This is a genomic window from Bacillus thuringiensis (assembly GCF_001182785.1).
In the GTDB taxonomy this organism is placed as follows: Bacteria; Bacillota; Bacilli; order Bacillales; family Bacillaceae_G; genus Bacillus_A; species Bacillus_A thuringiensis_S.
On the sequence record NZ_CP012099.1, the window covers coordinates 4,515,083 to 4,541,390 of the forward strand.

Genomic DNA, 26,308 nt, shown 5'->3' on the forward strand with positions numbered 1-26,308 from the left:
TCGTCAAGTAGCGATTTGTCACATTATCGTCAATATATACGTGCTAATTGGAGCGAGCCTAAGTTCCTTTCCTCTAAATGAAGAAATTGGCTCTATTTTCGCTTGCTTTTCGTCTACTATCACATGCCACATTTCTTCTTTCGGAAGTTGCACAGTTTTAGCTTCTAAACCACTATTAAATAAAACGACAATCTCTTTCCACGGCCCAAACGATTCTGCATGCTCTAGGTGATATGCAAGTACTTCTGTAGATGTTTGTAAAAAAGTCATATGTTTTTTTATAAGGTCTGCGTTTTGTAATCGGAATGCCCCATGCTCTTTACGAATCGCAATTAAACCTTTTATATAGTTAACGGTCTCTATTTCTTTCTCTTTTTGATCCCAATCTAATTGATTGATCTCATCACTTGCATTATAGCTATTTTCATTTCCTTTCTTCGTACGATAAAACTCTTGTCCTGCATGTAAGAAAGGAATACCTTGTGAAAGAATAACCATTGCGCTCGCTAGCAGGTGACGTTTTTTCAAAATCGCTTCTGATTCTTCATTACTGCGCACTAGTTTATCCCACATCGTCATATTATCATGACATTCTACATAGTTAATACTTTGCGCCGGCTCTAGAAACAGCCCTGTTTCTTTCATACTTAAAAGGCTTCCTGCTGCAATATACTGCAAATGATTACAGTCTACATGCCCACCAAATGCAAAACCACGCTTATTTATATGAAATGTACTCCCTTTTATCCCATCACGAAATTGATCATTAAACTGCGCGATATGTGGCATTTTCTTCGCATTATTTAACGTTGCTTTTTCCTCAAGAGGAAGCGGTGTTTGTAAATCCCATCCTTCTCCTAATAACAAAGCATCTCGTTTTATGTTTCGCACTTCTTTTTCTATCATATTCATTGTATCAACATCTAAAATTCCCATTAAGTCGAATCGGAATCCATCGACATTGTATTCAGTAAGCCAATATAAAATAGACTCTACAATGAATTTCCTCATCATTTTCCGTTCAGACGCTATATCATTTCCGACTCCCGTCCCATTAGAGGGCATACCATCTTCACCATGACGAAAATAATAGCCTGGAACAAGCTTTTCAAATGATGATAGCTCTCTTTCATAAACATGATTATATACAACATCTATAATCACCCTAATGCCATGCTCATGAAATGTCTCGATCAACTGTTTACACTCTACTATCCTGTTATACGGGTCAGAGGGATTTGTAGCATAAAATCCTGTTGGTGCATTGTAATATAATGGATTATATCCCCAATTATAGGCGGACGAAGGATTCGCCTCATCTACACCACCGAAACAATATAAAGGTAATAGTTCAACATGTGTAACACCTAAATCTTTTATATGAGACAACCCTGTTAACGTCCCGTTCCGTCCTGTTGTTCCCTCTTCCATCAATCCTTTATATGTTCCCTTTTGACTCACTCCACTATTTTGATGTATAGTCGCATCACGAATATGCAGTTCATACAATATGGCATCTGTCATTGATTGTAACGGTGGTAATCCCTCTCGTCTTGTTACATTCGTTTTTTCTAAATCGATAACAACACCGTGTTTTCCGTTTACCGTCACCGACTTTGCATAAGGATCCACAGCTTCGTTCCATATTAAATTAATACAAACGAGAAATGTATAGCGTGCTCCGTCTAAATCACCTTGTAATGTTTGAATCCAAACTCCGTTTTCTCCCCTGTACATTTCATGATCGGTATATTCTTTATCGCTCTTATAAATTCTTACTTTCGCAAGCCTTGCAGTTGGGGCCCATACTTTAAATGTCGTTTCTTCTTTTTGATACACAGCACCTAAATCTGTACCTTCGTAATAATACTTTTCATCGAAAATTGTTGTTCGAATAACAGCACCTATTTGTAAATCCGTTTCTTCATTCCGTTCATCTCGTACTGTATAATACTTCCCCACATCTAGCGGCTCTTCTATAAAGCACTCATACTTCGTTGCATCTGGAAGCGCAATCGTATGAGCAATCGGTAAATCTTTCACATTACTTCCTTCTTGCAAACGAAATGTCCGACTTGTTCCATACGCATGTGGGAGCAAAATTGTAATTTTATTCATTTCATCTAAATAGGCATCAAATGGACGTTTTACTTTCAACATAAAAAAATCACCATCATTCTCAAAGTTAAAATAAAGTGAAACTTTAATGAGCGAGATAAAATGAGCTGCAAATGATAAGGCTTTTCTTATCAACAAGACTCTATACAGTAACTCCATTCTTCTCTATAGTATATTCACCTGCATAAAAAACGTTTTCACCATTCTATTTTTGTAATTTTATTTCAGCAATCGATTTATACTTCGGGGTTTCTTTCACGTGGGATTCGTATAAAGTAATTGTATCTGCTTGAAATGATATTTCAGGCACTTCTTTTATACTTTCTAAATGAAACTTTTCTTCTCCTATCCATTTACGGGCAACAGTAATATGCGGATGATACGGGCGTGTTTCTAGAGAAAATCCATTTTCTTCACAAATGACATGTACTTGCTTTTGCAACTGAAACAAATCGTGATTCTCACTTACCTTCGCCCAAAAAATACGGGGCTGATTTTCCCTACCAAACGTTGAAAAACCTTGTAACGTGAACGATAGTTCTTTTGTTTTTGTAAGTGTTTGTAATCCATTCTTTATCCCTTTTAACTGTTCTTCTGTCGCACCTCCTAAAAAGGAAAGGGTAATATGATAATCTTCCTTATGTACCCACGAACGAAATGGTAATTCCTCATTCGTATCCTCTTTATAGTTAGACAGCACTTCTTTTATATGATTTGGTAACGTAATTGCGACAAAATAATGCCTATCCATGTACACCGTCTCCTTCTTTCTATTGTTGCTTTTCTTTCTTATCTCATTCAATTAAAAAGAAGCCGCCCTCTAAAGTAGAGAGCGGTCATTATTCATATATCAGCGATTAAAGTTTCACTTTACTTCGCCAATTCATGAATTGCTTGCGCGTAAATTGCTGTTGCTTTTAATAAGTCTTCAATTTCAATGTACTCATCTTTTTGATGCGCAAGTTCTTCTTTTCCAGGGAATAGCGGTCCAAATGCCACACCAGCTTTTAATGAGCGAGCATAAGTCCCTCCGCCGATTGCTAACAATTCAGCTTTTTCACCTGTTTGTTCTTCATACACACGTTGCAACGTACGGATTAACTCGTGATCTTTATCAACGTGATGCGGACGAGAGTTAGAATAGTCTGCTACTGCAAATCCATACGTACCTACATATTCTTTTAACTTTGCAATCATTTCTTCAAAGTTAGTCGTAACTGGGTAACGTACGTTTAATCCTAAATTACCACCATTCTCTTTCGTATAAGAAAGGCGACCAACATTCACTGTTAATGGACCGCTAATTTCATCTTTATAAGCAATAGTAGCTTTTTCACCAAAAATATCACCAGTAAATGTTTCTGTTGCAAATGTCGCAAATGCAGTTGCTTTTCCATCAAGTGAAACTGTAGTTAAGAAGTTTGCTAATAATAAACCTGCATTTTCTCCTTTTTCAGGAGTAGATCCGTGCGCTGAAATTCCTTCTATTTGCAACGTCACTGTATTGCCTTCTATAGTCGATTTCCCTATTTTTTTAGCAGTTTGTAAATACTCTTCATATGCTACTGTAAGTGCATTTACATCTTCTCCTGTAATAACCGCTTCTGCAAAATCAGGAACCATATTTAAACGGCGCCCTGAATCAAATGAAACAAGTTCATATGTACCTTTTTTCTCTTCACTACCATTTTGCACAACTTGTATATCAGAAATTCCTTTTTCTGCATTAATAATTGGAAAGTCTGCATCTGGTGCAAAACCGATTGTTGGCATTTCTTCGTTTTTAAAGTAGTGATCTACACATTTCCAATTGCTTTCCTCATCTGTTCCTATAATCATACGAACACGTTTTGAAAGAGGTAAGCCTAATTCTTTCACAATTTTCATCGCATAATATGCTGCCATCGTTGGGCCTTTATCGTCAATTGCACCACGTGCAAAAATCTTTCCGTCGCGAATATCCGCACTATACGCAGGAGTCGTCCAGCCATCTCCTTCTGGTACAACATCAACGTGACAAAGAATACCTACTAACTCTTCTCCTTGTCCCATTTCAAGATGACCTGCATATCCTTCTAAATTTTTAGAAGCAAAACCTTCAGCTTCTCCTTTATGTAACATGAAAGATAGCGCTTTTTCTACACCTTCACCGAATGGTGCGCCTTCTTTCGCCGATTCTTCTTCCCATACACTTTTAATTTGTAAAAATTGTTGTGTATCACGAATTAAATCATCTTTTCGTTTTGCAACTTCTTCAGTCCAATTAATCGCTGACATCACGCATCCATCCTTCACTATATTATCTCTTTCATCATAGCAAACCGAAATCCCTTATGCCATACACGAAAACTAAATACCGAACAATTGTAATATTTCAGACATTTCTTATTAGTTTTTCTTTTATTTTTTCAAAAAAATTTGCAGGAATTTGGCGTTTTACGTAGAATTTTATGTGTTAGTTGACTGACCATATATACAATGTCAACTACCAATATTTTTCTATATAAATATTTGTTAAACTTTTGTAAAATTTAAGTAGATTAAAGCATGAATTTTATCATGTAGAGTACAATGGTAGTAACGACCTTCTTTCCTGAATGGGGTCAAAAAAACTAGTAGAGGAGTGGTTTTCTCTTGAAACCTACAACTACTCGTATGCTAACACGCATTAAATCAATTTATATGTACATCAATGAAAACGGAACGGTAACGACGAAAGACCTTGTAGATGAGTTCGGGATCACACCGCGAACGATACAACGTGATCTAAATGTGTTGCAGTTTAATGAACTCGTGTATAGCCCTTGCCGCGGTAAGTGGACAACAACAGGAAAGAAAGTGAGAATGACCTCATAACGAAAAATAATTGTATGTAAATAAATACATACCCCTTTCTAACTATTAGAAAGGGGTTTTTTCTGCACCTATAAAGGTACTACTTTTCAGTATCTACTTGATATGTTCTTAACATTTCTACTTCTTCATCTGTTAGCTCTCGGTATTGTCCAAGTTCTAGTTCTTCATCTAATACTAACGGACCCATCTCTGTTCTTTTTAGGTAGACTACTTTTTTCCCTACTGCTTCAAACATACGCTTCACTTGATGGAATTTCCCTTCCGTAATCACAAGCTCAATTTCAGAAATATCATCGCTTTTCAATATTGTAAGCGCACCTGGCTTTGTTTCATAGCCATCGTCTAAAATAACACCTTTAGCAAACTCTTTTACATCCTCTTCTGTTACTACTCCTGCAACGTGTGCATAGTATTTTTTCGGCACATGCTTTTTCGGAGATAATAATTGATGTGATAACTTCCCATCATTTGTTATCAATAAGAAACCTTCCGTATCGATATCAAGTCGTCCAACTGGGAACGGATCAAAGATTGCATCTTCTAATTCTAATAAATCTATTACTGTTTCATGATTATCATCTTCCGTCGCTGAAATAACACCTTGTGGTTTATGCATCATTAAGTAAACAAACTCTTTGTATTCCACAACTTCACCGTGAATCATAACTTCTTGCTCTTCTACATTTACATGAACTTTCGCATCTTTTACTGGCGTTCCATCAATTTTCACAACGCCATCTTTCAATAATTTCTTTACTTCTTTTCTACTTCCATATCCCATATTCGCTAATAATTTATCTAATCTCACGTTTTTCACCTTCTTTATTTATCATAGAAAAGGGGACGTAATTACGCCCCTCTTGATTTCAACTTTATTTTAAATCTACTACCAAGTTTACGTTGAATTTTATCTAATGCTTCTCCGCCAAATACTCTTTCAAGTACTCCTGTGCGAATTGCTAACAATCCGTAAACAAGACCGCCAATACCTGCACAAATCGCAACTGTTATAAGAGCACCAATACGGCCATCAGGCGAAATCATGAAGGATAGAAGCCATTGTGATAGTTTTACAGCAACGACCATTATAAGTGTCAGTACTGCAATTTGGAATGTTCTTTTATATACAACACCGAATGAATAGTGTGCATATTTTTTAATTTGTCGATTTGTATACCAAACAGAAGCTAAGAAACCAACTGCGGTCGCTAGAATTGCTCCTACTGTACCGAAATAACGAATAAAGATTACGTTACATACAAATTTCAAAATAACACCCATAACAAGCGCGACAATCGCATGCTTTTGCTGATTAATCCCTTGAAGAATTGCCGCTGTTACCGTAAATAAAGCAAATAACAATGCAACTGGTGCATACCACATTAATACTTGTCCACCTAATGGATCTGAGTCATAGAAAGCAGTGTAAATTGGATATGCAAGTGTTGAAATACCGATAACTGCTGGCAATGTTAAAAACATATTTGCCTGGAATGTTTGTGTAATTTGTAATTTCAAATAGCGGTATTGTTTTTCAGTAAATGATTTTGTAATTGCTGGTACAAGCGTTAAACTAAACGCTGTTGCAAGTGATACAGGAATCATAATTAACTTATGCGTCCACATTGTGAAAATACCAAGCGCTCGCTCTGCGATATCGCCTTGACCAATCGCCTGCATAATTGAGTTAAATGTCAATGTATCAATTTGTTGATATAAAGGAATTGTTAACCCAATTACAACGTAAGGAATCGCATATGCGAATAACTCTTTAAACAATTGAACAGTACTTACTGTTGATTCTGGTACAGTTTGTTCAATTAAATATTGATCCAAATATTTTTTACGTTTTAACCAGTACCAAATTAACACACCGAGTGCTCCAACCGCTGAAACGAACGCAGCAAATGTCGCTACTCCAACTGCTGTTGCAACTGTACCACCAAGTACTTTAATAACGATAAAACTACCAGCTAATAAAAAGATGATACGAATAATTTGTTCAATAATTTGTGAAACGGTAGTTGGTCCCATAGACTGGTGACCTTGGAAATAACCACGAATTAAACTCGCTGCTGGTACAACAATAAGTGCGAAACTTACAAGACGAATGATCGTCGTAACTTCTCCTACATTATTGTGTATACTTTGTTTACCAAGCATCGCTTCTGCAAACAATGGCGCCGTCATGTACAGCACTAGGAACGAAAGAACTCCTGTTACTATCATCATAACCATTCCCGAGCGGAACATTCTCCGGCTCGTTTTATAATCGCCAAGCGCATTATATTTGGAAACAAATTTCGAAACAGCAAGCGGCACACCTGCCGTTGCGATACTTAAAAAGATCGTATATGGAATGTATCCATATGTATAGAGCGTTCCGCCTTCTGTGCCTACTAATGCATGAAACGGAAAGACGTAAATCATGCCTAAGAACTTTACTAAAAATGTCCCTAGCGTAACAATAAGCGTTCCGCGCAGAAATTTCGAATCGGACATACAAAAATCCTCCTACATCTACATAAAGTGAAACTATAATTAGTTGGAGACTTCTCTCCTACTCCTTATTAGTTGAACCATTCGAGCATTTACAGGCTAACAGACTCCCTATTTACTTCTCCTAAATCTTGAGGTTTTAGTCTTATCGCCTACAAATAGCAGGATAGTGCTGAACTCTAACTTTTGTATTGTACCACAATTCTCTCATTAAGCAGTACTTCACTCTATTTTTCTTTTAAGGGAAAACATGCTATTCTTTTAGGCAGGAAATGTAGAAAATGAGGTCGATATATTATGCATTATGATGTTATTGTCATCGGCGGCGGTCCTTCTGGGCTAATGGCTGCAATTGGTGCTGCAGAAGAAGGCGCAAATGTCTTGCTTCTTGATAAAGGAAATAAACTTGGGCGTAAACTTGCGATTTCTGGTGGCGGGCGCTGTAACGTAACGAACCGTCTACCACTTGATGAAATTGTTAAACATATACCAGGAAACGGTCGCTTCTTATACAGCGCTTTTTCTATTTTTAATAATGAAGATATTATTACATTCTTCGAAAATCTTGGTGTTAAATTGAAAGAAGAAGACCACGGTCGCATGTTCCCTGTGTCAAACAAAGCGCAATCTGTTGTAGACTCACTTTTAACACGATTAAAAGACTTAGGTGTAAAAATCCGTACAAATACGCCTGTTGAAACGATTGAATATGAAAATGGTCAAACGAAAGCAGTTGTACTGCAAACAGGCGAAGTGTTAGAAACGAATCACGTCGTTATCGCTGTTGGCGGAAAATCAGTTCCTCAAACTGGTTCCACTGGAGACGGATACGCTTGGGCTGAAAAAGCAGGTCATACAATTACAGAATTATTCCCAACAGAAGTACCTATTCTTTCAAACGAGCCGTTTATACGTGATCGCTCATTACAAGGTCTTGCTTTACGTGATATAAACTTAAGCGTATTAAACCCGAAAGGAAAAGCTATCATTTCTCACAAAATGGACATGCTCTTCACTCATTTTGGCCTATCTGGTCCTGCTGCTCTTCGCTGTAGTCAATTCGTCGTGAAAGCATTGAAAAAGTTTAAAACGAATACAATACAAATGAGTATTGATGCATTGCCAGAGGAAAATAGTGAGCAACTATTTCAGCGCATGCTGAAACAAATGAAAGAAGATCCGAAAAAAGGAATTAAAAACGTTTTAAAAGGTTATGTCCCTGAACGTTACTTCCTATTCTTACTAGAAAAAAATGAAATTGACGGTAGTGAACAAGCTGGACAAGTTTCTCACGAAAAGATTCGCGCACTTGTGAAAGACTTTAAAGAGTTTACTGTGAATGTAAATGGTACGCAGTCAATTGAAAAAGCATTCGTTACTGGCGGAGGTGTATCCGTGAAAGAAATTAACCCGAAAGAAATGTCTTCTAAATTTACGAACGGCTTATATTTCTGCGGAGAAGTTCTTGATATTCACGGTTATACTGGTGGCTATAATATTACATCAGCCCTTGTTACTGGTAGAATTGCCGGAACGACAGCTGGAGAAAACGCGAAAATGCAATATTAAAAAAAGAAACAGGGATTCCTGTTTCTTTTTTAATATTGCCATGAAATCATTATCGGCGATTCCACAGATATATCAGCGATTCTGTAATTATATCGGCGATTTCTCAAATATATCGACTTACCGACAAGAAGCGACAAACATCTGCTCCATGTAACTTTCCATTGCTTTTTTGTTGCTTTATATACCTTAGTACCTTTATATTTTATATTGTTGAATATTTAAAAAGGGTAAGGGGAAAACAAATGAGAAAAAAAGTCATGATGTCTTTAATGTTAATGACGTTTCTTTCTGCGGTAGAAGGAACGATTGTTAGTACAGCAATCCCTCGTATAACGAGTGATTTGTCAGGCGTCGAACTTGTTAGTTGGGTATATGCAATTTATATGCTTGCAACAGCTGTTTCGACTCCAATATACGGAAAGCTCGCTGATTTATTTGGTCGTAAAAAAGTTTTACTTATCGGAGCTACAATCTTTTTAGTCGGTTCTGCACTTTGCGGAGTCGTTACATCGATGGAACAATTAATTTTCTTCCGCGCGCTTCAAGGTATCGGTGCTGGTGCTGTTATGCCAATCACAATGACGATTATTGGAGACTTATATAGCGAAGCGAAAGACCGCGCGAAAGCACAAGGTTGGATGAGTGCTGTTTGGGGTGTATCCGGTGTTATCGGACCGTTAGTAGGTGGATTTTTAGTTGATTCTCTTTCTTGGCGTTATATTTTCTTCTTAAACGTCCCATTCGGAATTATCGCTTGCTTAATGATTGTAATTTACTACAAAGAATCTATTAAACCTGCTAAACATCATATCGATTATCTTGGTGCAACAGTTTTTTCATTAAGTACAATCGCTCTACTATATGCATTATTAACAGGTAGCAGTAAGCAAAACTGGGGAGACATGACAATTATCGGCCTATTAATCTTTGCCGCTATTTCATTCATTATTTTCTTGTTCATCGAGAAAAAATCTCCGGAACCATTAATTCCGCTAGCACTTTTCTCTAACCGTACATTATCTACGATAAATATATTAACTCTTATTGCTGGCGCAATGATTATTAGTATTACAATGTACCTTCCAATTTGGAGTCAAGGTGTATTAGGGAAAAATGCGACAGAAGCTGGACTTATTTTAATGCCAATTCCTGTTATGTGGACATTTGGCGCTATTTTCTCTGGTAACTTAGTAGGCAAATTAAAAACAAAACAAATCATTTTACTTGGAGCTAGCATTTTATCAGTCGCTACGTTCTTATTATTTACACTATCAACCAATTCACCATCGTTCCTTATTTATGTAGCAGTCGGATTATTCGGCTTAGGAATGGGGCTTGTGACACCGATTTACATGGTAACAATTCAAGCAGCCGTACCAGCTCATACACGCGGAACAGCTGTTGGTTTAAATACATTTATTAATACATTTAGTCAAACGTTAGGTGCTGCAATATTCGGTACAATCTTCAATACGATGATTCACGCACGTGGTATTAAAAATCTTGATCTTGTATCTGGTGGACATGGTGGTACTACAGCAAACGTAGTAAGCGAATCACAATCCGCATTAGCATCAAGTGTACACGTCATTTATATGAGCACTTTCGTATTAGCAGTATGTACATTAATTATCGCTTGGCTTTTATTAAAGCCAGCTACACAAACAAGCGAGCAATAATAAAGAGGATGACCATTTTGGTCATCCTTTTTTATTCATCATTCTCCACAATATGTTTCAGCATGGATAATTTATTATCCCAAAAACGTTCATAATACGAGAGCCACTGTTGTAATTCTTCTAACGGTTCTGGATGCAAACGATATATCTTCTCTCTTCCGCTTTTTCTTCCACTTACTAAATTCGCTTCCGAAAGAATATGAAGGTGCTTTACAACCGCAGTACGACTCATCGGGAAATGATCCGTTATTTTGGAAATCGGTAACTCTTTGTCACTTAATAACCGTATTACTTCTCGGCGGGTTGGATCAGCAATTGCTTGAAATACATCATATTTCGCTGCTGACGAGGACACTTAGCCTTCGACAACCTTTTTCAGTTTTTCATTTACAATCGCTACCCAACCACCGCTCATTCTATCGCGAATAATAGAGCTCTTCGCATTCGCTTTCGGAAGAATTTCATCAGGATGTTTCCAGCCGCCGTGAATTAACGTAAATTCTGTTTTGTTATCTCCTAAGTCTTTCAAATTAAATGAAACAACCCAGCCATCTGTATCCCATGAGAAAGATAAATGGTTTGGCTCATCAATTTCTAACACTTTACATGGTGATGGCCCAAATGGCGATTGCACATGAAATTCATGCCCTACCTCTAATACAAAATCATTTGGCATAAACCATGACGCAATCCCTTCTGCAGTTGATACTACACTCCATACCTTTTGAATAGACGCGTTAAAAACGATTGTTTGTTTAATATCATTTAATGTATTTTGTTGTTCCATGTTCATTCTCCTTTACTCGGCGTTATAACATAACACCTTTTGGTTACACTTCGATAATATAACACCTTTTAGTTTCATGTCAACGCTAATTCTTTTACTGTTGAGAAATTCTCAACATTTTTTCAACAGGACAAACACCCTCTTAGCATTTCCTCATAATATACTCACAAAGGCAATACAAAATAAAAACTTCTCTCAACATGAAACTCCATCATTCATATTGAAAGAAACGCCTTACTTATATCATGCGTACTTCGTCTCTCCTCCTTCCCTCAGGGACAATACGCGAGATATGACAAATCAGAAGGAATATGCCCACCATTTGAGTAGGTAGTTATTTCTCTTCTCCTCAACATTTCCTTAGGAGCGAAATGACTACCGACTCACTTTTTTCAAACAAAATAAAAAGGGGTTGAACGCTATGTTCTATTGCATTAACTGCTCTGATATTCATCATGAAAAACATCCAAATGATAAAGTATTCAAAAACGGTTTTTATATTGATCCATTTTTAGGTGATCGTTATCACCTTGGTATGTGTAAAGATGCCCAAAACCATGAAACAGGGGAGCCTCTTTTAACGACAAAGAAATTAGGCGCCCCCCAATCTATTATGAATGTATTACCGACACATGTTGTCCCAACATAAAGCATAAAAAAGAGCTGGCTCACCCAGCTCTTTTTTATGCTTTATAAACGATCATTGCTGAAAAACAATAAATTTGGTTTTCATCGTCGTTAATGGAAACACCAACTTGATACTTAATATCTACAAAGTTGCTATCATCAATCTTTTTCAAAAAAACATTTACAGCGTCTTCTAAGTCTTTTTCGTGACTTTCATCAAATACTTTCACACGAATCATGTTAACACCGTCCTAGATCGCAGCCCTCCGCCGCTTGATTATTGCCACGGTGCGTATCTATGATGCGATAAAACTTTCCATTCTCATATATATATCCGTCTTCTAACACATATTCTTTATCTTCAGTATAGACATAAAACTTACCTATCATAAATTTACTCGTATATAATTCCAAATAATTTGGTCTAAATTTAGCTACAACTTTATTTGTAATATCAATTTTTATTGTGCGCCCCACCTTCTCTCCCTCCTTTGCAAAGAACGGATTTAGGTATATTGTATTAGCGCTTTTACATTTTATGCTTAAAAATAAGTGGATATGCCTTCTTTCTTCACCTGTACTATTTTTCTAAAAAAATCACTATAAATAAGGCCCCCAAAAAAACATAAAAAAAGCACTTTATCTTATTGACTCGAATATAAATATTATGTTATTATATAAAATTTGACATTTTTACATACGTATGCTATCATTAAAAGTGGTTACCACATATGGAGGTGGATGATTTGTTTCAAATTGGTGATAAAATCGTTTATCCAATGCACGGTGCAGGAATCATTGAAGCAATTGAAGAGAAAGAAATATTAGGTACTTCACGTCAATATTGTGTGATACGCATCATTAGTAAAGATATGCAAGTAATGCTTCCGATGGATCAATTAAAAAAATCGGGTATTCGTTATATCGTTGATCGAGGTACGTTAGATGATATACTTCTTGAATTTCAAAACGGGGAGTCAGACCCATCACTCTCATGGAAACAAAGATATACAATGAATATGGAAAAAATGAAAAATGGCAATTTACAAGATAGCGCAGAAGTTGTTCGGGATTTACTTCGCCGCAATAAAGAGAGAGCATTAAATGCGAGCGAAAAACAAATGCTAGATAATGCACGAAAAATGATGATCAGCGAAGTCGCGCTCGTACAAAATGTTACTGAACATCAAGCAACAGAATTTCTTCAAGATACAATTAATCATTAAATTTAAAATAGCTGAACGCTATTTTTTTTGTAAAAAAAGGACAAAGAGATAAACTCTTTGTCCTTTTCATATTACCCACGCCCAGCTTGAAACGATGGGTATAAAGTCATTCCACCATCTGCAAATAACGTAATTCCAGTTACGTAACTCGCCTCTGATGAAGCAAGCCAAGTTGCTACTGCTGCAATTTCTTCAGGTTTTCCAATATAGCCCATCGGTATCATACTTTCTACGTCAGCCCGCTGCTTTGGATCAGCAAACTTTTCTGCATTGATCGGCGTATTAATTGCACCTGGTCCTATATTATTTACTCGAATACCTTTTGGCGCATATTCTAGCGCTAACGTTTCTGTCATCAGTTTAATGCCACCCTTACTCGCTGCATAGTGCACAAATAGCGGCCACGGAATTTTCTCATGAACACTAGACATATTAATGACAGACCCTTTAATGTCATGTTCTACAAAATATTTAATCGCTTCTCTACTACCTAAGAAAGCACCTGTTAAATTTGTATTGATTACTTTATTCCAATCTTCAAGTGGCATTTCATGCGATGGTACTGCATTTTCTATCCCTGCATTATTAATCATAATGTCAAGCGTACCAAATTCTTTCACAGCAGATTGAATGAGATTCACAACATCTGATTCGACGGTTACATCACCTTTTACAGCAATCGCTTCTCCGCCTACCTTTTTAATTTCTTCTAACACATCATTTGCTTCTGATTCTCGTGAGCGATAATTAATAACCACTTTCGCTTTTTCCTTAGCAAACCTTACTCCCATCGCCCTACCAAGACCAGTTGCTGATCCTGTAATAACGACCACTTTTCCTTCTAAATCACTATACATTTCAATACCTCCTTTAACTTTTTGCTATGCCTAACATAATTCCGGCTGCAATAATAAAAACGATACCGACAACGATACCCGTTAATTGGCGTTTCGTTTTCTTTTCACCTAATATAAGGATCCCACCAAGCGTGGAAATAATAATCCCCATTTGCGATAGCGAGAAACTTGTTGCGACTCCGACACGCGGTTGTGAAATGAATAAAAACATATTTCCAGCTGCCCATATTAATCCCGGAATAATATTTCGTATCGCATATTTATTAAATGGATGATGCTTAAACGTAAGTAAAATCCCCCCTAATACCATACCAACTGCTTGTGGTAATAAAGCCGACCAACCATCTACGTTAAATAACCTAATCACTACTACGTAAACTAAATAACCGACTGTTGAAATTAATAAAATTATGATACCTCTTTTAAAATTTGCTGCTTGCTCTGCATTTTTTTCTTCTTCACTTTGAAGTGATGTTAAAATAACACCGACAATAATACAAACGAGCGCTAAAATCCCAAGGACGACAGATATTGTCGTGGACCATTCATGAAATACGATAACGCCAAATAAAGTCGTCGCAACTAATTGAAGTCCTGTTGAAATTGGCATCGTCCTCGAAACGCCCATTAAATCAATACTTTTCAATTGATTCGCCTGACCAAGCGCCCAAAATAAACCGGACACAACTCCAACTCCAATCACGGTAGGTGTTAATACTGGCTTCATAAAAATATAAACAACAATTGAGAAAATAAGTGCTCCAAACGTTGTTCCGAGCGTTTGACTATACGGTCCCCCGCCCAGTTTTACGTTAAATAGCACAATACTCCCCCAAAATATAGCTGGTAAAATTGCTAAAAATATATCCATTGCCCATTACCTTTCTCTGTAAAATGTCATAAATTGAAACTTTAATCATCCCGTAAATAGCGGAATAAGTTGCCGCTCTCAATCATTAGAATGAGCTTTCATTTTTTCTTTTTTGCGAGCACAAATCTTTTCTACAACATCATTAGAAACATTTTTTTCTCGCTCCACATTTTTTACCTTTATATGATCTAAATAATCCTCCAAAGTAAGTGTAACTTTGTCATTTGGCGGATTATGCGCCCCTTGAAATGTAAGAAATTGTAGAGTCACTTCAAATCTAGGAACAAATTCATCTGTCCTGCCAAGACGCTTTATATTTATAACTGAATCACATTCATATTGATCTTTTGTCACTTGTCTAATAACCGAATAGTACCTATTCAATAACGCACTCTCTAAAAGCTGTTCCCTTGATTCTTTCGCGAAAGAATTGCTTGGAGAAGAGAAAAAGGCCGCACATAGCATTGTGATAACTACACATATTTTTTTCATAGTTCCCTCCTTGTTCTATAGATTAGTGTTCTCAAAACTGCCATAAAAAAACGACTTTCCCTATGTAGGAAAGTCGTTTTAATGAATCCAATATTAACCACCGCTCACTGGTGGTATAAGTGCAACCACATCACCATCTTGGACCCTGTCATCTTCATTTGCGTATTCTTCATTAATCGCAACCATAATTGGCTCTGAAACTGGTACATTATATTCTTTCGCAACAACATCTTTTAACTCTGCAACCGTAATATTTTCTTTCTCTATTTGTAATTCACTTGTCCCTGCTTCTTCTTGCAGGTGCGCAAATAACAATACTCGAATCATACTTATAGCTCCTTCCCAGGCTCTCCCGCCGGATATGGTGTTTTTTCTAATTGATCACCAATCCATGAGTCACCATCTTCCCAAAACTCCTTTTTCCAAATCGGAACAATTTGTTTTATGCGTTCCATAATATATTCGTTCGCTTCATAAGCCGCTTTACGGTGTGGTGTTGAAACAGCAACAACAACCGCTATATCAGAAATTTGCAACGTACCGATGCGATGTGTAATCGCAACATATGTCCCCGGCCATTTCTCTTTCACTTCCAGGCCAATTTTCTCTAGCATCTTTTCTGCCATCGTCTTATAAGCAACATACTCTAAGTATAATGTACGACGCCCTTTCGTAAACTCTCTAACCGTTCCAATAAATGTTGTAACAGCACCGCATTCACGTCGAATCACTTTCTTCGTTACCTCTTCAATCGAGATTTCTGTAGCAATTACTTCATAATATGTATTTGTCATTTCGCTCTCCTAACCGTTTGTAAAAACCAGTCTATGTACAACTCTTCTTCTGTTATATGAAATACTTTATATTCTTCTCGTATATTTGCCGGGGCATCATACCACGTAATAACCGCTACTATATTTTCTACTTTATGTAAAAGCTCAACGTCTTCCGCAGAACGAAGTAACACTACTTTCGAGTAGTTCTCTTTTTTATAGCCCTCTATTAAAATTGTATCCACTTCAAAAAACTCATATAAGCGAATAATTTCTTGCAAGGACCATTTCTTTCTTAGTGAAGAAAGTGAAAGCAATCCAGCACCTTCTACACTACTTACGACAGCACCAGCTTTACGGTGTCTTTCGCTATCTTTTTGCGCTACTTCTGGAAAACCTCCGTGCCCGTGATGTTTAATTGTAGCAACTTTCATTTCACTTTCAGCTAACACATGCACAATTTTCTCTACAAGTGTCGTTTTTCCGCTATTTTGATATCCTACTATTTGTAAGATTGAAGGGGCTTTGCCCATGGCCAATCACATCCCTCAGAGTGCTCTAACAATAATACGGATACTTTCATTCCGGTCTCAAATCCTCTCGTTCCTCCAGGTAACACGATAAAAGCATTCGCATCTGCAAGTGAAGATACCGCACTCGATTTGTCTAAACCAACCGGCATCGCTTGTAACGCCCCGTCCACAATCGTTACGTTCGCTCTTACGAAACGAGTAAATGGATTTGGCTTTGGAAAATCTTTTTGTAAAATAGCATCCGCTCTATATACGTGAGGTTCCTTCGCATACAAATACGTTTTTATAATTGGTTGCACAAATAATTCAAAACCTACATAACAAGCAGACGGATTTCCTGATAAACCGAAAAGTAACTTCCCATCAACTTCAGCTACTGTCGTTACACTTCCCGGTCTCATCGCTATTTTATTAAAGAGTACATTCGCCTGTAACCTTTCATAAATAGCTGGTAAGTAGTCATAATCTCCTACCGATACACCACCTGTTGTAATTAAAATGTCCACCTCATCCATCGCTAATTGAATAGCTGTAAAACATGCATCTAGCTCATCGGCGAGTTGACCATAATAACGAACTTTCCCGCCAGCTTTCATAATTTGAGCTGCGATCATATACGAGTTACTATTTCTAATTTTCCCCGGCTGTAACGGCTCATGCACTTCTAATAATTCACTTCCCGTCGTTACAATACCGACAACAGGCTGTTTTACAACTTTCACAGTGCTATATCCAAACGTTGCTAGTAAGGCCGCAACACCTGGATTAATTGCAACACCTTTCTTAACAAGAACTTGATTTTGTTTTATGTCTTCTCCTTTAAACGACACATTGTCACCGTTATTAAAAGGGCGTTTTAACTTCATATATGTTTTCCCGTTCTTCTCAAACCCTTCTGTCAGCTCGAGCATTACGACTGCATTACATTCTTCTGGAATAGCTGCTCCTGTCATAATGCGAATCGCTTCAAAAGCTCCTACTTCTTCTAAAAAAACAGAACCCGCCCCGATTTCTCCTATTACTTCAAATTCAATTGGATTCTCTTGGGTTGCTTCTTTCGTATCTTCTGCTCGAATGGCGAAACCATCGTAAGGGGAACGATCAAAATGAGGAACGTCATGATCTGAGACAACATCTTCCCCGAGAATTCTCCCGTAACTTTCCGTAATAGAAATTTCTTCTACTTCACCATGCTTCGCATATTTCATTACCCGTTCTACTGCCTCAGCAACTTGAATTGGAATTCGTTTTTCTACCATCGTTTCTCACCTCATATTTGCAATTTTTTTTATCTCGATTAAACTTTATGTATTCAATAGAAATTACTTCAAGGAGGAATTCCATGTCTTCATTTACACATTTTAATGACCAAGGACGCGCAAAAATGGTTGATATAAGCGACAAAAAAGCAACCGTTCGAACAGCAATTGCGTGCTCTAGCATTGTCGTTACGAAAGAAATTTACGATAAAATCTCTCACAATGAAATTGGGAAAGGTGACGTATTAGCAGTTGCGCAAATCGCAGGCATTATGGCTGCGAAACGTACTTCTGATATTATCCCAATGTGCCATCCTTTATTATTAAAAGGTGTTGACGTTTCTTTCGATTGGAAACAATCAGAAGAACAATATCGTTTACTCATTGAAGTAAAAGTTAAAACAGAAGGTAGCACCGGTGTTGAAATGGAAGCTTTAACAGCTGCTTCCGCTACCGCTCTTACTGTGTATGATATGTGTAAAGCTGTCGATAAAGGTATGATTATCGGCGAAACGTACTTACTTGAAAAAACAGGTGGAAAAAGTGGAGATTATACGAGAAATTCATAATCCTCTCTCCGTTGAACCTAAAGGAAATCCTTTAGGTTCAACCTATATATCTTGCATATAAACTTTTCGCTACATTCATATCATTCGTCCCATGAATAAACGCCCTGCCATCTGTAAATAAAACAAAACGATATTCTTCTACCGGAAATGATAATAAATAAGGTGTCGCCTTTATCTCTACGCTTCTTTGTAAGCGCTTTTTAATTTCTTCTAAATTAAAGTTCTTACGCACACCCGGGCGAATTTGCACTGTATTTCGACCACATAACACTTCTGTTTTTGTTTGTGCTTCAAATGTTAAACTCGGATATGTACGTAACCTTCCGCAAGATAAACAAGTATCTTTTTTCTGTCTATTCACTTTAAATGCCATCTGTTGATTATTCCAAAGATCAAACGATAACATCGTTTCACGAAGCGCCCCAAAGTCTTCTACTAATATTTTCAACGCTTCCGTAATTTGATGCGCAACTACTAATTGTACAGCCGGTTGTATAATACCAGCTGTGTCACATGTTGCTCCGCTCGCTGGATGCTCCATTAGACAGCGAAAACACGGTGTTTTCCCTGGTAAAATTGTATACGTTACTCCGTAACTCCCGACGCAACCACCATATATCCACGGAATATTATACTTTTGTGAAATATCATTAATGAGAAGACGCGTTTCAAAATTATCTGTCGCATCTAATATTAAATCTACATCACGCACTAACTCTTCCATTTCTTGCACCGTTACATCCGTCACAACCGGATTTATTTCCACCTCAGAATTAATCGCTTGTAAATGTTCTGCAGCCGCTATCGCCTTCGGTTTATACTGCTTTGCATCTTCTTCCGTATATAGTTGTTGTCTTTGTAAATTACTCCATTCTACATAATCACGATCAGCAATCGTTACTTTTCCAACCCCTGCTCTAACAATCGCTTCTGCATTTGCCGCACCGAGAGCACCAGCACCAATAATAAGCACATGCTTCTCTCTTATTTTTCTCTGTCCTTCTTCTCCAACACCAGAAAATAATATTTGTCTTGAATATCGCTCCTGCATGCGATAGCCCCCTTTCTTATCCTCCTATATAAGACATTTCGATTTTCGGACGATTTTTTGCACTTTCTTCTGTCCGTTCATCCGAATACCTATCTTTTCTATTCATCCATACATCTTGTATAACACTTAATAACTCCTCATCCGAAAGATTTCCTCTAAGAAGTTCTCTTACATTCAAACCCTCTGTCGCAAATAAGCACGTATAAAACTTTCCATCTGCCGAAATTCTCGCCCTCGTACAAGAGGCACAAAATGACTCAGAAACAGATGTAATAAAACCAACTTCAACATTTGTTCCAACATACCGATATCGCTTCGCAACTTCACCAAAGTAATGGGCTTCAGCTGGCTCAAGCGGATACACCTTATGAATCATCTCAATCAATTCTCGTTTTGTAACCACTTGATCAAAATTCCACCCATTTGTACTACCAACATCCATAAACTCAATAAACCTAAGCGTGATCCCTTGCTCTTTAAAATACGCAGCCATCGGAAGTACTTGATGATCATTCATCCCTTTTTTCACAACCATATTTACCTTTACTTCCAGCCCCGCCTCTTTAGCTGCTATAATTCCCTTAATCACCGGTTTCGTATTAATATTTCGACCATTAATATTCTTAAATATGTCGTCATCTATCGCATCTAAACTAACATTCACTCTATGTAATCCAGCTTCTTTTAATGCCTTCGCTTGTTTCGTTAAATGGATAGCATTTGTCGTTAACCCTATATCTATTAGCCCATCAATTTTCACAAGACGTGCAATAAGTTTTGCTAAATCTTTACGAAGTAGTGGCTCACCGCCAGTAATTCTAATTTTTCGTACACCGATGTTAACAAATAATTTTGCCAAACGCTCAATTTCATCAAAAGTTAGTAAAAACTCATCTTTCAAAAAAGCATAATCTGGCCCAAATATTTCCGCTGGCATACAATATGTACATCTAAAATTGCAACGATCAATGACAGATATACGTAAATCTTGAAGTGGGCGTCCAAAAAAATCTTTAACCATCTCCCGCATCGCCACCCTCCCTTTCTGCCAAATTTCTTTCTTTTCATTCTATTATAATATATTTTCGAACTGCGATGTTTTTGCTCAAGTGAATAAAGTGAAACTTTAAATAATTAGAGGGTATCCACTCCCCCCCTGGTTAACGAAGTTTACTTCCAGATACAAGGATAAAAAAACCTTGAAACATAAAGGTTTCAAGGTTTTCTGCTTATTAACTTAATCTAATAATAGTTAGAGTAGCCCCTGGCGTTGTCGTCGATAATGTAGCTATTGCAACTAATCCAAATAACTGCAAGCTAACAGTGGCTCCAGCAGGCAAGTTAGCAATTATTGGTGCACTAAATGAACCAGTAGCCACCGTCGGGGCGTTTATCGTTCCCGCAAGCGGACTACCATTTACAGTTATACGCGAACTTACAAGTAATCCTGCCGTTAAATTAATTGTATAAGCTATATAATAGTTTCCTGCATTCGCAACTGTAAATACAGTATTTCCACCACTAACGGTTATTCCTGGGCCAATATTTTGATTGTTTGGTAATGGTACGTTCGTACCACCTAATAAAACGGAAATAGCGGTTCCTGATGTATTATTCGCAAATGCATACGTTGCAGTTGTACTAACTCCAGTCGCCCCAGTCGCTCCGGTTGAGCCAGTTGGACCTTGGATTCCTTGAGGACCTGTATCTCCAGTTGGACCTTGGGAACCAGTTGCTCCTGTAGCCCCCGTTGGACCTTGGATTCCTTGCGGGCCTTGAATTCCTTGTGGGCCTGTCGCTCCGGTTGCTCCTGTAGCTCCCGTTGGGCCTTGAATTCCTTGCGGGCCTTGAACTCCTTGTGGGCCTTGAATTCCTTGTGGACCTTGAATTCCTTGTGGACCTGTCGCACCGGTCGCTCCTGTAGCTCCCGTTGGACCTTGAATTCCTTGCGGGCCTTGAATTCCTTGTGGGCCTTGTGGGCCGGTCGGACCTATGTCACCTTGCGGACCTTGGATTCCCTGCGGGCCTTGTGCTCCGGTTGCCCCCGTCGCTCCTTGGATTCCTTGAGGACCTTGTGGACCTTGAATTCCTTGTGGGCCGGTTGGACCTATGTCGCCTTGTGGGCCTTGAATTCCTTGGGGACCTTGTGCTCCGGTTGCCCCCGTTACTCCTTGGATTCCTTGCGGACCTTGAATACCCTGTGGACCGGTTGGACCTATCTCTCCTTGAACACCTTGGATTCCTTGCGGCCCCTGTAAACCCGTCACTCCGGTTGCTCCCGTTGCCCCTGTCGCTCCTGTCACTCCAGTTGAGCCTGTCGCCCCGGTATCTCCTGTTACTCCTGTCGCACCTGTTGCTCCTGTCGGGCCAGGTGGTCCACCTGATGGACCTGTCACTCCCGCCGGACCTGATGGCCCCGTTGGGCCGGTCGGTCCTGCAGGCCCTCCTGACGGGCCAGTCACCCCTGTTGGACCGGTTACTCCTGTTGGACCGGTAGTTCCTTCTCCCGTCGCTCCGGTTGCTCCCGTTTCTCCTGTTGCTCCCGTTGGACCTTGCACTCCTTGAATTCCTTGTGGGCCTTGCACTCCTTGTGCACCTGTTGCTCCTTGAATCCCTTGAATTCCTTGCACTCCTTGTGCGCCCATCGGACCTGTTGGACCAATCGCCCCTTGTATACCTTGCACTCCTTGGGGCCCCTCTGGACCTGTTGCTCCTATTTCCCCTTGTATACCTTGAATTCCAGTTGCTCCTTGTGCTCCAGTTGCTCCCGTTATCCCTTGCACACCTTGTATTCCCTGTATTCCTTGTGGACCTTGTGGGCCTGTTGCTCCTACCGGTCCTTGAATGCCTTGTATCCCCTGAGGGCCCTCTGGACCCGTTGCTCCAACTGGCCCTTGAACACCTTGTATTCCTTGCGGGCCCTGAAGTCCCTCTGGGCCTTCTGGACCGGTTGGACCTATCTCTCCTTGTATCCCTTGGATTCCAGTTGGACCTTGTGGCCCAGTCGGACCTATGTCACCTTGCGGACCTTGGACTCCCTGTGGGCCTTGTGCTCCTGTTCCCCCTGTCGCTCCTTGGATTCCTTGAGAACCTTGTGGGCCTTGAATTCCTTGTGGACCGGTTGGACCTATGTCGCCTTGTGGGCCTTGAATCCCTTGCGGACCTTGATCTCCAGTGGCCCCCGTTACTCCTTGAATTCCTTGGGGACCTTGAACACCTTGTGGCCCCGTTGGACCTATCTCTCCTTGCACACCTTGGATTCCTTGCGGACCTTGTAAACCTGTCACTCCGGTTGCTCCCGTTTCTCCTGTCGCTCCTGTCACTCCAGTTGAGCCTGTCGCCCCAGTATCCCCTGTTACTCCTGTCGAACCAGTTGCTCCTGTTGGGCCAGGTGGTCCACCCGATGGACCAGTTACTCCCGTCGGACCTGATGGCCCCGTTGGGCCGGATGGTCCTGCTGGTCCTCCAGAAGGTCCTGTTACCCCTGTTGCTCCCGTTATTCCAGTTGGGCCTGTAGTTCCTTCCCCTGTCGCCCCTGTTGCTCCCGTATCTCCTGTGGCCCCCGTCGGACCTTGTATTCCTTGAATTCCTTGAGCACCTTGCACTCCCTGTGCACCTGTTGGGCCTTGAATACCTTGTATTCCTTGCACTCCTTGTGCGCCCATTGGACCTGTTGGACCAATCGCCCCTTGAGCACCTTGCACTCCTTGGGGACCCTCTGGACCCGTTGCTCCTATTTCCCCTTGTATACCTTGAATTCCAGTTGCTCCTTGTACTCCTGTTGCTCCCGTTATCCCTTGCGCACCTTGAATTCCCTGAATTCCTTGGGGACCTTGTGAGCCTGTTGCTCCTACCGGTCCTTGAATGCCTTGTATCCCCTGTGGTCCCTCTGGACCCGTTGCTCCAGCTGGCCCTGGTACTCCTTGTATTCCTTGCGGGCCCTGAAGTCCCTCTGGGCCTTCTGGACCTGTTGGTCCTATATCACCCATTGGACCTTGTATCCCTTGAACTCCTTGTGGTCCTGTTGCTCCTGATGGCCCTGGTACTCCTTGTATTCCTTGTGGACCTTGATCTCCTGTTGCTCCTGTGGCCCCTTGAGGACCTATAGCCCCCTGTATACCTTGTGGACCTTGATCTCCTGTTGCTCCCGTTATCCCTTGAATACCCTGAACCCCTTGGATTCCTTGTTCACCAGTTACTCCGGTCGGACCAGGAATACCCTGAATACCCTGCGGACCTTCTGGACCTGTTGGGCCAATTGGCCCTTGGATACCTTGAATTCCTTGTAGCCCCTGCGCACCTGTTTCTCCTGTACTTCCTGTCGGACCTGTTAGCCCCTGACCTGTTGCTCCAGTATTTCCAGTTGCTCCTGTTGCTCCAGTCGCACCTGTACTTCCACTCGGTCCGCCACCCGGTCCTGTCGCACCAGTTGGCCCCGTTGGACCAGGAGGTCCTCCAGATGGTCCAGTTATCCCTGTTGGGCCTGTTATTCCCGTCGGACCTGTTAGCCCCTGACCCGTTACTCCGGTTGCACCTGTATTTCCACTCGGTCCTTGTGTTCCTTGTATCCCTTGTGCTCCTTGTATTCCTTGTGGACCAGTTGCACCCGGTAACCCTTGGACGCCTTGAATTCCTTGAGGTCCCTCAGGTCCTGTCGCTCCAATTGGCCCCTGTAATCCCTGTATCCCTTGTATACCTTGTTCCCCAGTCGCTCCCGTTGGACCAATCGGACCTTGGAACCCTTGCACACCTTGAGGTCCTGTCGCTCCAGTTTCTCCTTGTGGTCCTCTCAATCCTTGTGCTCCCTGCTGTCCTTCTGGTCCAGTTGCACCTATTGCCCCAACTGGTCCTTGTATCCCTTGCACACCTTGAGGTCCTGTTGGGCCCATCTCCCCCATCGGACCTTGGAACCCTCTCGGTCCTTGAGGACCAGTTGGGCCCGGTGGACCGGTTGGACCAGTAATCCCTATACCTGTAAATCCAGTTGGAACAGGAGGGAAAGTAGGCCCAATAAGTTCGGGTGGAATTCTAAAATTAGAGCTTAACGAATTTTGCTTCCCATTATTATCACGATTCTTCACACTTTCACCACCTACAAACCGTCTTTTTCATAATAAATAAACCTCTTCTTAATCTATTTACAAAAATAATTTCCAAGACTATTTTTATTTTAAATAATAAAAACTCCCTTAATTCCTTAAGGGAGTCCAGCAACTGAATCCATATTATCTGTATTAGGCACCGCCTGCATAGTACTCGACACATTTGCACCTTGCCCAGTATTTGTTCCTGTTACAGTACCAGCAGGAGTACCTCTCGTATATGTTGTTGTGACAGAATCTCCTGGTTGTAAACAAAGCTTTGTCTCCGTCCCTATTACTGTAACAACATCAATCCAAGTGCATCCCATCGAACCACTATATGATTTCGAAGCAGTAAATGAAGTATCACTCAAATTATCACCGGTAAATATATTTCCAGTATTATTAACAATAACAAATTCTTTTATATGCGCAGGCATAATTACACTCTACCTTTCCTTTATGAACCTAACGTACGTGTACTTGTTGCCAAAGGCGGAAGAAATACCGATGTTCTAATCACCGCTTCTGGCTGCCTTTTTCCATTTAAAAAAATAGCCGCACTCGACCCTCCAGCACCTGCATATACTTTTGCCACAGCTAAAGGCGAGATATCATAACAGTCACCGACATTAACAGCGCCTGTATTATTAATAATTTTCACTTTACGCAAATTAATTCCCATTTCCCCCTCCTCCTTTTTTATACTGTATGCAAAAGAAAAAAACTTGAAACAGACTCGTTTCAAGTTTTTAACTATTAACTATTTCGTTTCACCTTCATATTGAAGCATACCACCAACCATGTTCACTGTTTTAAACCCTTGCTCATTTAAATAATGACATACATTTTCACTGCGCATTCCCGAACGACAAATAAAGATATATTCATTCTCTTTATTAAAGAAATCTACTTTATGTGGGATATCGCCCATTTTAATATGTACAGCTTCTGGAATCTTTCCTGCCGCTACTTCTTCATCTTCTCTTACGTCTACTAGAAATAACGTTTCTCCATTTTCTAAACGCTCTTGTACCTCTTCTGTAGTAATTGTATTAACTTCTGTCATATGTAGTTCCTCCTTATATACAATAAAACCTTTAGTTTCTTTTTCACAAACATTCTCTACCAATTTTAGCACGCAAAAGAAAGAACGCAAAGAATCGAAAAACTATTTCTCAATTTTCTCTAAAAATTTATTCTTTACAAACATAACTAGCACATTGTATCCTCAATATACTTGTTTTATGAAAGGAGTCGATTAAAATGACGCTTTTTCTTTTCATTATGGGCATTGTGTTCTTACTCGCTGCAATTATTGCTCTTAGTATGAAAAATAATAGAAAAATAAACTCCCCACAAGAAATGTCATTCTTATTTCTATTGCTTAGCATAGCGTTTTTCGGTATAGCAATCGCTACATATATTTTCCGTCTACAAATCATGTAAAAAAAGGTGCCT

General features: G+C 39.7%; 29 protein-coding genes. 7 read left to right on the plus strand and 22 right to left on the minus strand.

The genetic code is table 11. The annotated features are described in order from the left end of the window. Window positions 1-18: 18 nt before the first annotated feature. From pulA to pepV, 3 genes are all read right to left on the minus strand, one after another. Complete coding sequence (gene pulA / locus AC241_RS23310; protein ID WP_050844596.1) at window positions 19-2,160, minus strand: type I pullulanase; 2,142 nt, start codon at window positions 2,158-2,160, stop codon at window positions 19-21. A 163-nt stretch (window positions 2,161-2,323) separates the two neighbouring features. Next, window positions 2,324-2,869, minus strand: coding sequence for an RNA 2',3'-cyclic phosphodiesterase (gene thpR, locus AC241_RS23320; RefSeq protein WP_050844597.1), 546 nt, complete (start codon window positions 2,867-2,869; stop codon window positions 2,324-2,326). Window positions 2,870-2,988: 119 nt separating this feature from the next. Continuing rightward, on the minus strand, window positions 2,989-4,395 hold the full coding sequence (gene pepV, locus AC241_RS23325; protein WP_001274237.1) for a dipeptidase PepV: 1,407 nt from the start codon (window positions 4,393-4,395) through the stop codon (window positions 2,989-2,991). A gap of 357 nt (window positions 4,396-4,752) precedes the next feature. Here pepV and AC241_RS23330 point away from each other — a divergent pair, with 357 nt between their 5' ends. Next, window positions 4,753-4,974: a DeoR family transcriptional regulator gene (locus tag AC241_RS23330; RefSeq protein WP_000805512.1), complete on the plus strand. Its 222-nt coding sequence runs from the start codon at window positions 4,753-4,755 to the stop codon at window positions 4,972-4,974. Window positions 4,975-5,053: 79 nt separating this feature from the next. Here the strand turns inward: AC241_RS23330 and AC241_RS23335 are convergent, their stop codons facing one another. Next, entirely contained in the window at window positions 5,054-5,782 is a 729-nt protein-coding gene (locus AC241_RS23335; RefSeq protein ID WP_001234948.1) for a pseudouridine synthase, read from the minus strand. 41 nt (window positions 5,783-5,823) lie between these two features. Continuing rightward, a complete protein-coding gene (locus AC241_RS23340) occupies window positions 5,824-7,476 on the minus strand; it encodes a putative polysaccharide biosynthesis protein (RefSeq protein ID WP_016080027.1) in 1,653 nt (550 codons plus the stop codon). Window positions 7,477-7,770: 294 nt separating this feature from the next. Here AC241_RS23340 and AC241_RS23345 point away from each other — a divergent pair, with 294 nt between their 5' ends. Both AC241_RS23345 and AC241_RS23350 read left to right on the plus strand, forming a co-directional pair. Then, entirely contained in the window at window positions 7,771-9,042 is a 1,272-nt protein-coding gene (locus AC241_RS23345; protein WP_029443445.1) for a BaiN/RdsA family NAD(P)/FAD-dependent oxidoreductase, read from the plus strand. A gap of 242 nt (window positions 9,043-9,284) precedes the next feature. After that, window positions 9,285-10,721: an MDR family MFS transporter gene (locus AC241_RS23350; protein WP_029443446.1), complete on the plus strand. Its 1,437-nt coding sequence runs from the start codon at window positions 9,285-9,287 to the stop codon at window positions 10,719-10,721. 31 nt (window positions 10,722-10,752) lie between these two features. Here AC241_RS23350 and AC241_RS23355 read toward each other — a convergent pair whose 3' ends face one another. Together AC241_RS23355 and AC241_RS23360 are read right to left on the minus strand one after the other, a co-directional pair. After that, the gene (locus AC241_RS23355; RefSeq protein WP_016080024.1) at window positions 10,753-11,076 is read right to left on the minus strand and encodes an ArsR/SmtB family transcription factor; all 324 of its coding nucleotides are present in this window, start codon (window positions 11,074-11,076) and stop codon (window positions 10,753-10,755) included. Further along, on the minus strand, window positions 11,077-11,508 hold the full coding sequence (locus AC241_RS23360; RefSeq protein WP_000437769.1) for an SRPBCC family protein: 432 nt from the start codon (window positions 11,506-11,508) through the stop codon (window positions 11,077-11,079). A gap of 421 nt (window positions 11,509-11,929) precedes the next feature. Here AC241_RS23360 and AC241_RS23365 point away from each other — a divergent pair, with 421 nt between their 5' ends. After that, window positions 11,930-12,157: a DUF3973 domain-containing protein gene (locus AC241_RS23365; protein WP_016080023.1), complete on the plus strand. Its 228-nt coding sequence runs from the start codon at window positions 11,930-11,932 to the stop codon at window positions 12,155-12,157. A gap of 34 nt (window positions 12,158-12,191) precedes the next feature. Here the strand turns inward: AC241_RS23365 and AC241_RS23370 are convergent, their stop codons facing one another. Continuing rightward, window positions 12,192-12,374, minus strand: a complete 183-nt coding sequence (locus AC241_RS23370) for a sporulation protein Cse60 (protein ID WP_000621751.1) — start codon at window positions 12,372-12,374, stop codon at window positions 12,192-12,194. A 1-nt stretch (window position 12,375) separates the two neighbouring features. Beyond that, window positions 12,376-12,612, minus strand: a complete 237-nt coding sequence (locus AC241_RS23375) for a DUF2553 family protein (RefSeq protein ID WP_000533803.1) — start codon at window positions 12,610-12,612, stop codon at window positions 12,376-12,378. Between the two features lie 254 nt (window positions 12,613-12,866). Here AC241_RS23375 and AC241_RS23380 point away from each other — a divergent pair, with 254 nt between their 5' ends. Then, entirely contained in the window at window positions 12,867-13,361 is a 495-nt protein-coding gene (locus AC241_RS23380) for a CarD family transcriptional regulator (RefSeq protein ID WP_000451442.1), read from the plus strand. Window positions 13,362-13,432: 71 nt separating this feature from the next. Here the strand turns inward: AC241_RS23380 and AC241_RS23385 are convergent, their stop codons facing one another. The 7 genes from AC241_RS23385 to AC241_RS23415 all read right to left on the minus strand — a co-directional run bounded on the left by AC241_RS23385 (window position 13,433) and on the right by AC241_RS23415 (window position 18,146). Next, entirely contained in the window at window positions 13,433-14,218 is a 786-nt protein-coding gene (locus AC241_RS23385; RefSeq protein WP_029443447.1) for a glucose 1-dehydrogenase, read from the minus strand. A gap of 13 nt (window positions 14,219-14,231) precedes the next feature. After that, complete coding sequence (gene glcU / locus AC241_RS23390; RefSeq protein WP_000350865.1) at window positions 14,232-15,089, minus strand: glucose uptake protein GlcU; 858 nt, start codon at window positions 15,087-15,089, stop codon at window positions 14,232-14,234. Window positions 15,090-15,167: 78 nt separating this feature from the next. Beyond that, window positions 15,168-15,581 (minus strand): DUF3888 domain-containing protein, encoded by a 414-nt coding sequence (locus tag AC241_RS23395; protein ID WP_016080019.1) that lies wholly within the window; start codon window positions 15,579-15,581, stop codon window positions 15,168-15,170. Window positions 15,582-15,674: 93 nt separating this feature from the next. Beyond that, window positions 15,675-15,908 carry a molybdopterin converting factor subunit 1 gene (moaD, locus tag AC241_RS23400; RefSeq protein ID WP_000621772.1) on the minus strand — a complete coding sequence of 78 codons (234 nt, stop codon included), beginning with the start codon at window positions 15,906-15,908 and terminating at the stop codon, window positions 15,675-15,677. Window positions 15,909-15,910: 2 nt separating this feature from the next. Next, window positions 15,911-16,375, minus strand: coding sequence for a molybdopterin synthase catalytic subunit MoaE (moaE, locus tag AC241_RS23405; RefSeq protein WP_016080018.1), 465 nt, complete (start codon window positions 16,373-16,375; stop codon window positions 15,911-15,913). Continuing rightward, the gene (gene mobB / locus AC241_RS23410) at window positions 16,372-16,887 is read right to left on the minus strand and encodes a molybdopterin-guanine dinucleotide biosynthesis protein B (protein WP_050844598.1); all 516 of its coding nucleotides are present in this window, start codon (window positions 16,885-16,887) and stop codon (window positions 16,372-16,374) included. The genes moaE and mobB overlap by 4 nt, the downstream gene beginning before the upstream one ends. After that, on the minus strand, window positions 16,857-18,146 hold the full coding sequence (locus tag AC241_RS23415) for a molybdopterin molybdotransferase MoeA (RefSeq protein WP_029443449.1): 1,290 nt from the start codon (window positions 18,144-18,146) through the stop codon (window positions 16,857-16,859). The genes mobB and AC241_RS23415 overlap by 31 nt, the downstream gene beginning before the upstream one ends. Window positions 18,147-18,229: 83 nt before the next feature. Here AC241_RS23415 and moaC point away from each other — a divergent pair, with 83 nt between their 5' ends. Beyond that, entirely contained in the window at window positions 18,230-18,715 is a 486-nt protein-coding gene (gene moaC, locus AC241_RS23420) for a cyclic pyranopterin monophosphate synthase MoaC (protein WP_000094146.1), read from the plus strand. Window positions 18,716-18,752: 37 nt separating this feature from the next. Here the strand turns inward: moaC and AC241_RS23425 are convergent, their stop codons facing one another. From AC241_RS23425 to AC241_RS23450, 6 genes are all read right to left on the minus strand, one after another. Further along, a complete protein-coding gene (locus AC241_RS23425; protein WP_016080015.1) occupies window positions 18,753-19,766 on the minus strand; it encodes a molybdopterin-synthase adenylyltransferase MoeB in 1,014 nt (337 codons plus the stop codon). A 16-nt stretch (window positions 19,767-19,782) separates the two neighbouring features. Next, a complete protein-coding gene (gene moaA / locus AC241_RS23430) occupies window positions 19,783-20,796 on the minus strand; it encodes a GTP 3',8-cyclase MoaA (protein WP_016080014.1) in 1,014 nt (337 codons plus the stop codon). 202 nt (window positions 20,797-20,998) lie between these two features. Continuing rightward, the gene (locus AC241_RS23435) at window positions 20,999-24,847 is read right to left on the minus strand and encodes a BclA-related collagen-like exosporium protein (RefSeq protein ID WP_050844599.1); all 3,849 of its coding nucleotides are present in this window, start codon (window positions 24,845-24,847) and stop codon (window positions 20,999-21,001) included. A 116-nt stretch (window positions 24,848-24,963) separates the two neighbouring features. Further along, window positions 24,964-25,287, minus strand: a complete 324-nt coding sequence (locus AC241_RS23440) for a hypothetical protein (RefSeq protein WP_016080011.1) — start codon at window positions 25,285-25,287, stop codon at window positions 24,964-24,966. A gap of 20 nt (window positions 25,288-25,307) precedes the next feature. Next, complete coding sequence (locus AC241_RS23445) at window positions 25,308-25,532, minus strand: spore germination protein (protein ID WP_000512463.1); 225 nt, start codon at window positions 25,530-25,532, stop codon at window positions 25,308-25,310. Window positions 25,533-25,610: 78 nt separating this feature from the next. Then, window positions 25,611-25,916, minus strand: coding sequence for a rhodanese-like domain-containing protein (locus tag AC241_RS23450; RefSeq protein ID WP_000141254.1), 306 nt, complete (start codon window positions 25,914-25,916; stop codon window positions 25,611-25,613). 197 nt (window positions 25,917-26,113) lie between these two features. Here AC241_RS23450 and AC241_RS23455 point away from each other — a divergent pair, with 197 nt between their 5' ends. Continuing rightward, the gene (locus tag AC241_RS23455) at window positions 26,114-26,296 is read left to right on the plus strand and encodes a hypothetical protein (RefSeq protein WP_000171889.1); all 183 of its coding nucleotides are present in this window, start codon (window positions 26,114-26,116) and stop codon (window positions 26,294-26,296) included. Window positions 26,297-26,308: the final 12 nt, after the last annotated feature.

Excerpts from the sequence above, each read along its gene's own strand:
- pulA (WP_050844596.1), bottom strand. The coding sequence starts at position 2,160 with ATGTTGAAAGTAAAACGTCCATTTGATGCCTATTTAGATGAAATGAAT.
- thpR (WP_050844597.1), bottom strand. The coding sequence starts at position 2,869 with ATGGATAGGCATTATTTTGTCGCAATTACGTTACCAAATCATATAAAA.
- pepV (WP_001274237.1), bottom strand. The coding sequence starts at position 4,395 with ATGTCAGCGATTAATTGGACTGAAGAAGTTGCAAAACGAAAAGATGAT.
- AC241_RS23340 (WP_016080027.1), bottom strand. The coding sequence starts at position 7,476 with ATGTCCGATTCGAAATTTCTGCGCGGAACGCTTATTGTTACGCTAGGG.
- AC241_RS23345 (WP_029443445.1), top strand. The coding sequence starts at position 7,771 with ATGCATTATGATGTTATTGTCATCGGCGGCGGTCCTTCTGGGCTAATG.
- AC241_RS23350 (WP_029443446.1), top strand. The coding sequence starts at position 9,285 with ATGAGAAAAAAAGTCATGATGTCTTTAATGTTAATGACGTTTCTTTCT.
- AC241_RS23360 (WP_000437769.1), bottom strand. The coding sequence starts at position 11,508 with ATGGAACAACAAAATACATTAAATGATATTAAACAAACAATCGTTTTT.
- AC241_RS23365 (WP_016080023.1), top strand. The coding sequence starts at position 11,930 with ATGTTCTATTGCATTAACTGCTCTGATATTCATCATGAAAAACATCCA.
- AC241_RS23370 (WP_000621751.1), bottom strand. The coding sequence starts at position 12,374 with ATGATTCGTGTGAAAGTATTTGATGAAAGTCACGAAAAAGACTTAGAA.
- AC241_RS23380 (WP_000451442.1), top strand. The coding sequence starts at position 12,867 with ATGGAGGTGGATGATTTGTTTCAAATTGGTGATAAAATCGTTTATCCA.
- AC241_RS23385 (WP_029443447.1), bottom strand. The coding sequence starts at position 14,218 with ATGTATAGTGATTTAGAAGGAAAAGTGGTCGTTATTACAGGATCAGCA.
- glcU (WP_000350865.1), bottom strand. The coding sequence starts at position 15,089 with ATGGATATATTTTTAGCAATTTTACCAGCTATATTTTGGGGGAGTATT.
- AC241_RS23395 (WP_016080019.1), bottom strand. The coding sequence starts at position 15,581 with ATGAAAAAAATATGTGTAGTTATCACAATGCTATGTGCGGCCTTTTTC.
- moaD (WP_000621772.1), bottom strand. The coding sequence starts at position 15,908 with ATGATTCGAGTATTGTTATTTGCGCACCTGCAAGAAGAAGCAGGGACA.
- moaE (WP_016080018.1), bottom strand. The coding sequence starts at position 16,375 with ATGACAAATACATATTATGAAGTAATTGCTACAGAAATCTCGATTGAA.
- mobB (WP_050844598.1), bottom strand. The coding sequence starts at position 16,887 with ATGGGCAAAGCCCCTTCAATCTTACAAATAGTAGGATATCAAAATAGC.
- AC241_RS23415 (WP_029443449.1), bottom strand. The coding sequence starts at position 18,146 with ATGGTAGAAAAACGAATTCCAATTCAAGTTGCTGAGGCAGTAGAACGG.
- moaC (WP_000094146.1), top strand. The coding sequence starts at position 18,230 with ATGTCTTCATTTACACATTTTAATGACCAAGGACGCGCAAAAATGGTT.
- AC241_RS23425 (WP_016080015.1), bottom strand. The coding sequence starts at position 19,766 with ATGCAGGAGCGATATTCAAGACAAATATTATTTTCTGGTGTTGGAGAA.
- moaA (WP_016080014.1), bottom strand. The coding sequence starts at position 20,796 with ATGCGGGAGATGGTTAAAGATTTTTTTGGACGCCCACTTCAAGATTTA.
- AC241_RS23440 (WP_016080011.1), bottom strand. The coding sequence starts at position 25,287 with ATGCCTGCGCATATAAAAGAATTTGTTATTGTTAATAATACTGGAAAT.
- AC241_RS23445 (WP_000512463.1), bottom strand. The coding sequence starts at position 25,532 with ATGGGAATTAATTTGCGTAAAGTGAAAATTATTAATAATACAGGCGCT.
- AC241_RS23450 (WP_000141254.1), bottom strand. The coding sequence starts at position 25,916 with ATGACAGAAGTTAATACAATTACTACAGAAGAGGTACAAGAGCGTTTA.
- AC241_RS23455 (WP_000171889.1), top strand. The coding sequence starts at position 26,114 with ATGACGCTTTTTCTTTTCATTATGGGCATTGTGTTCTTACTCGCTGCA.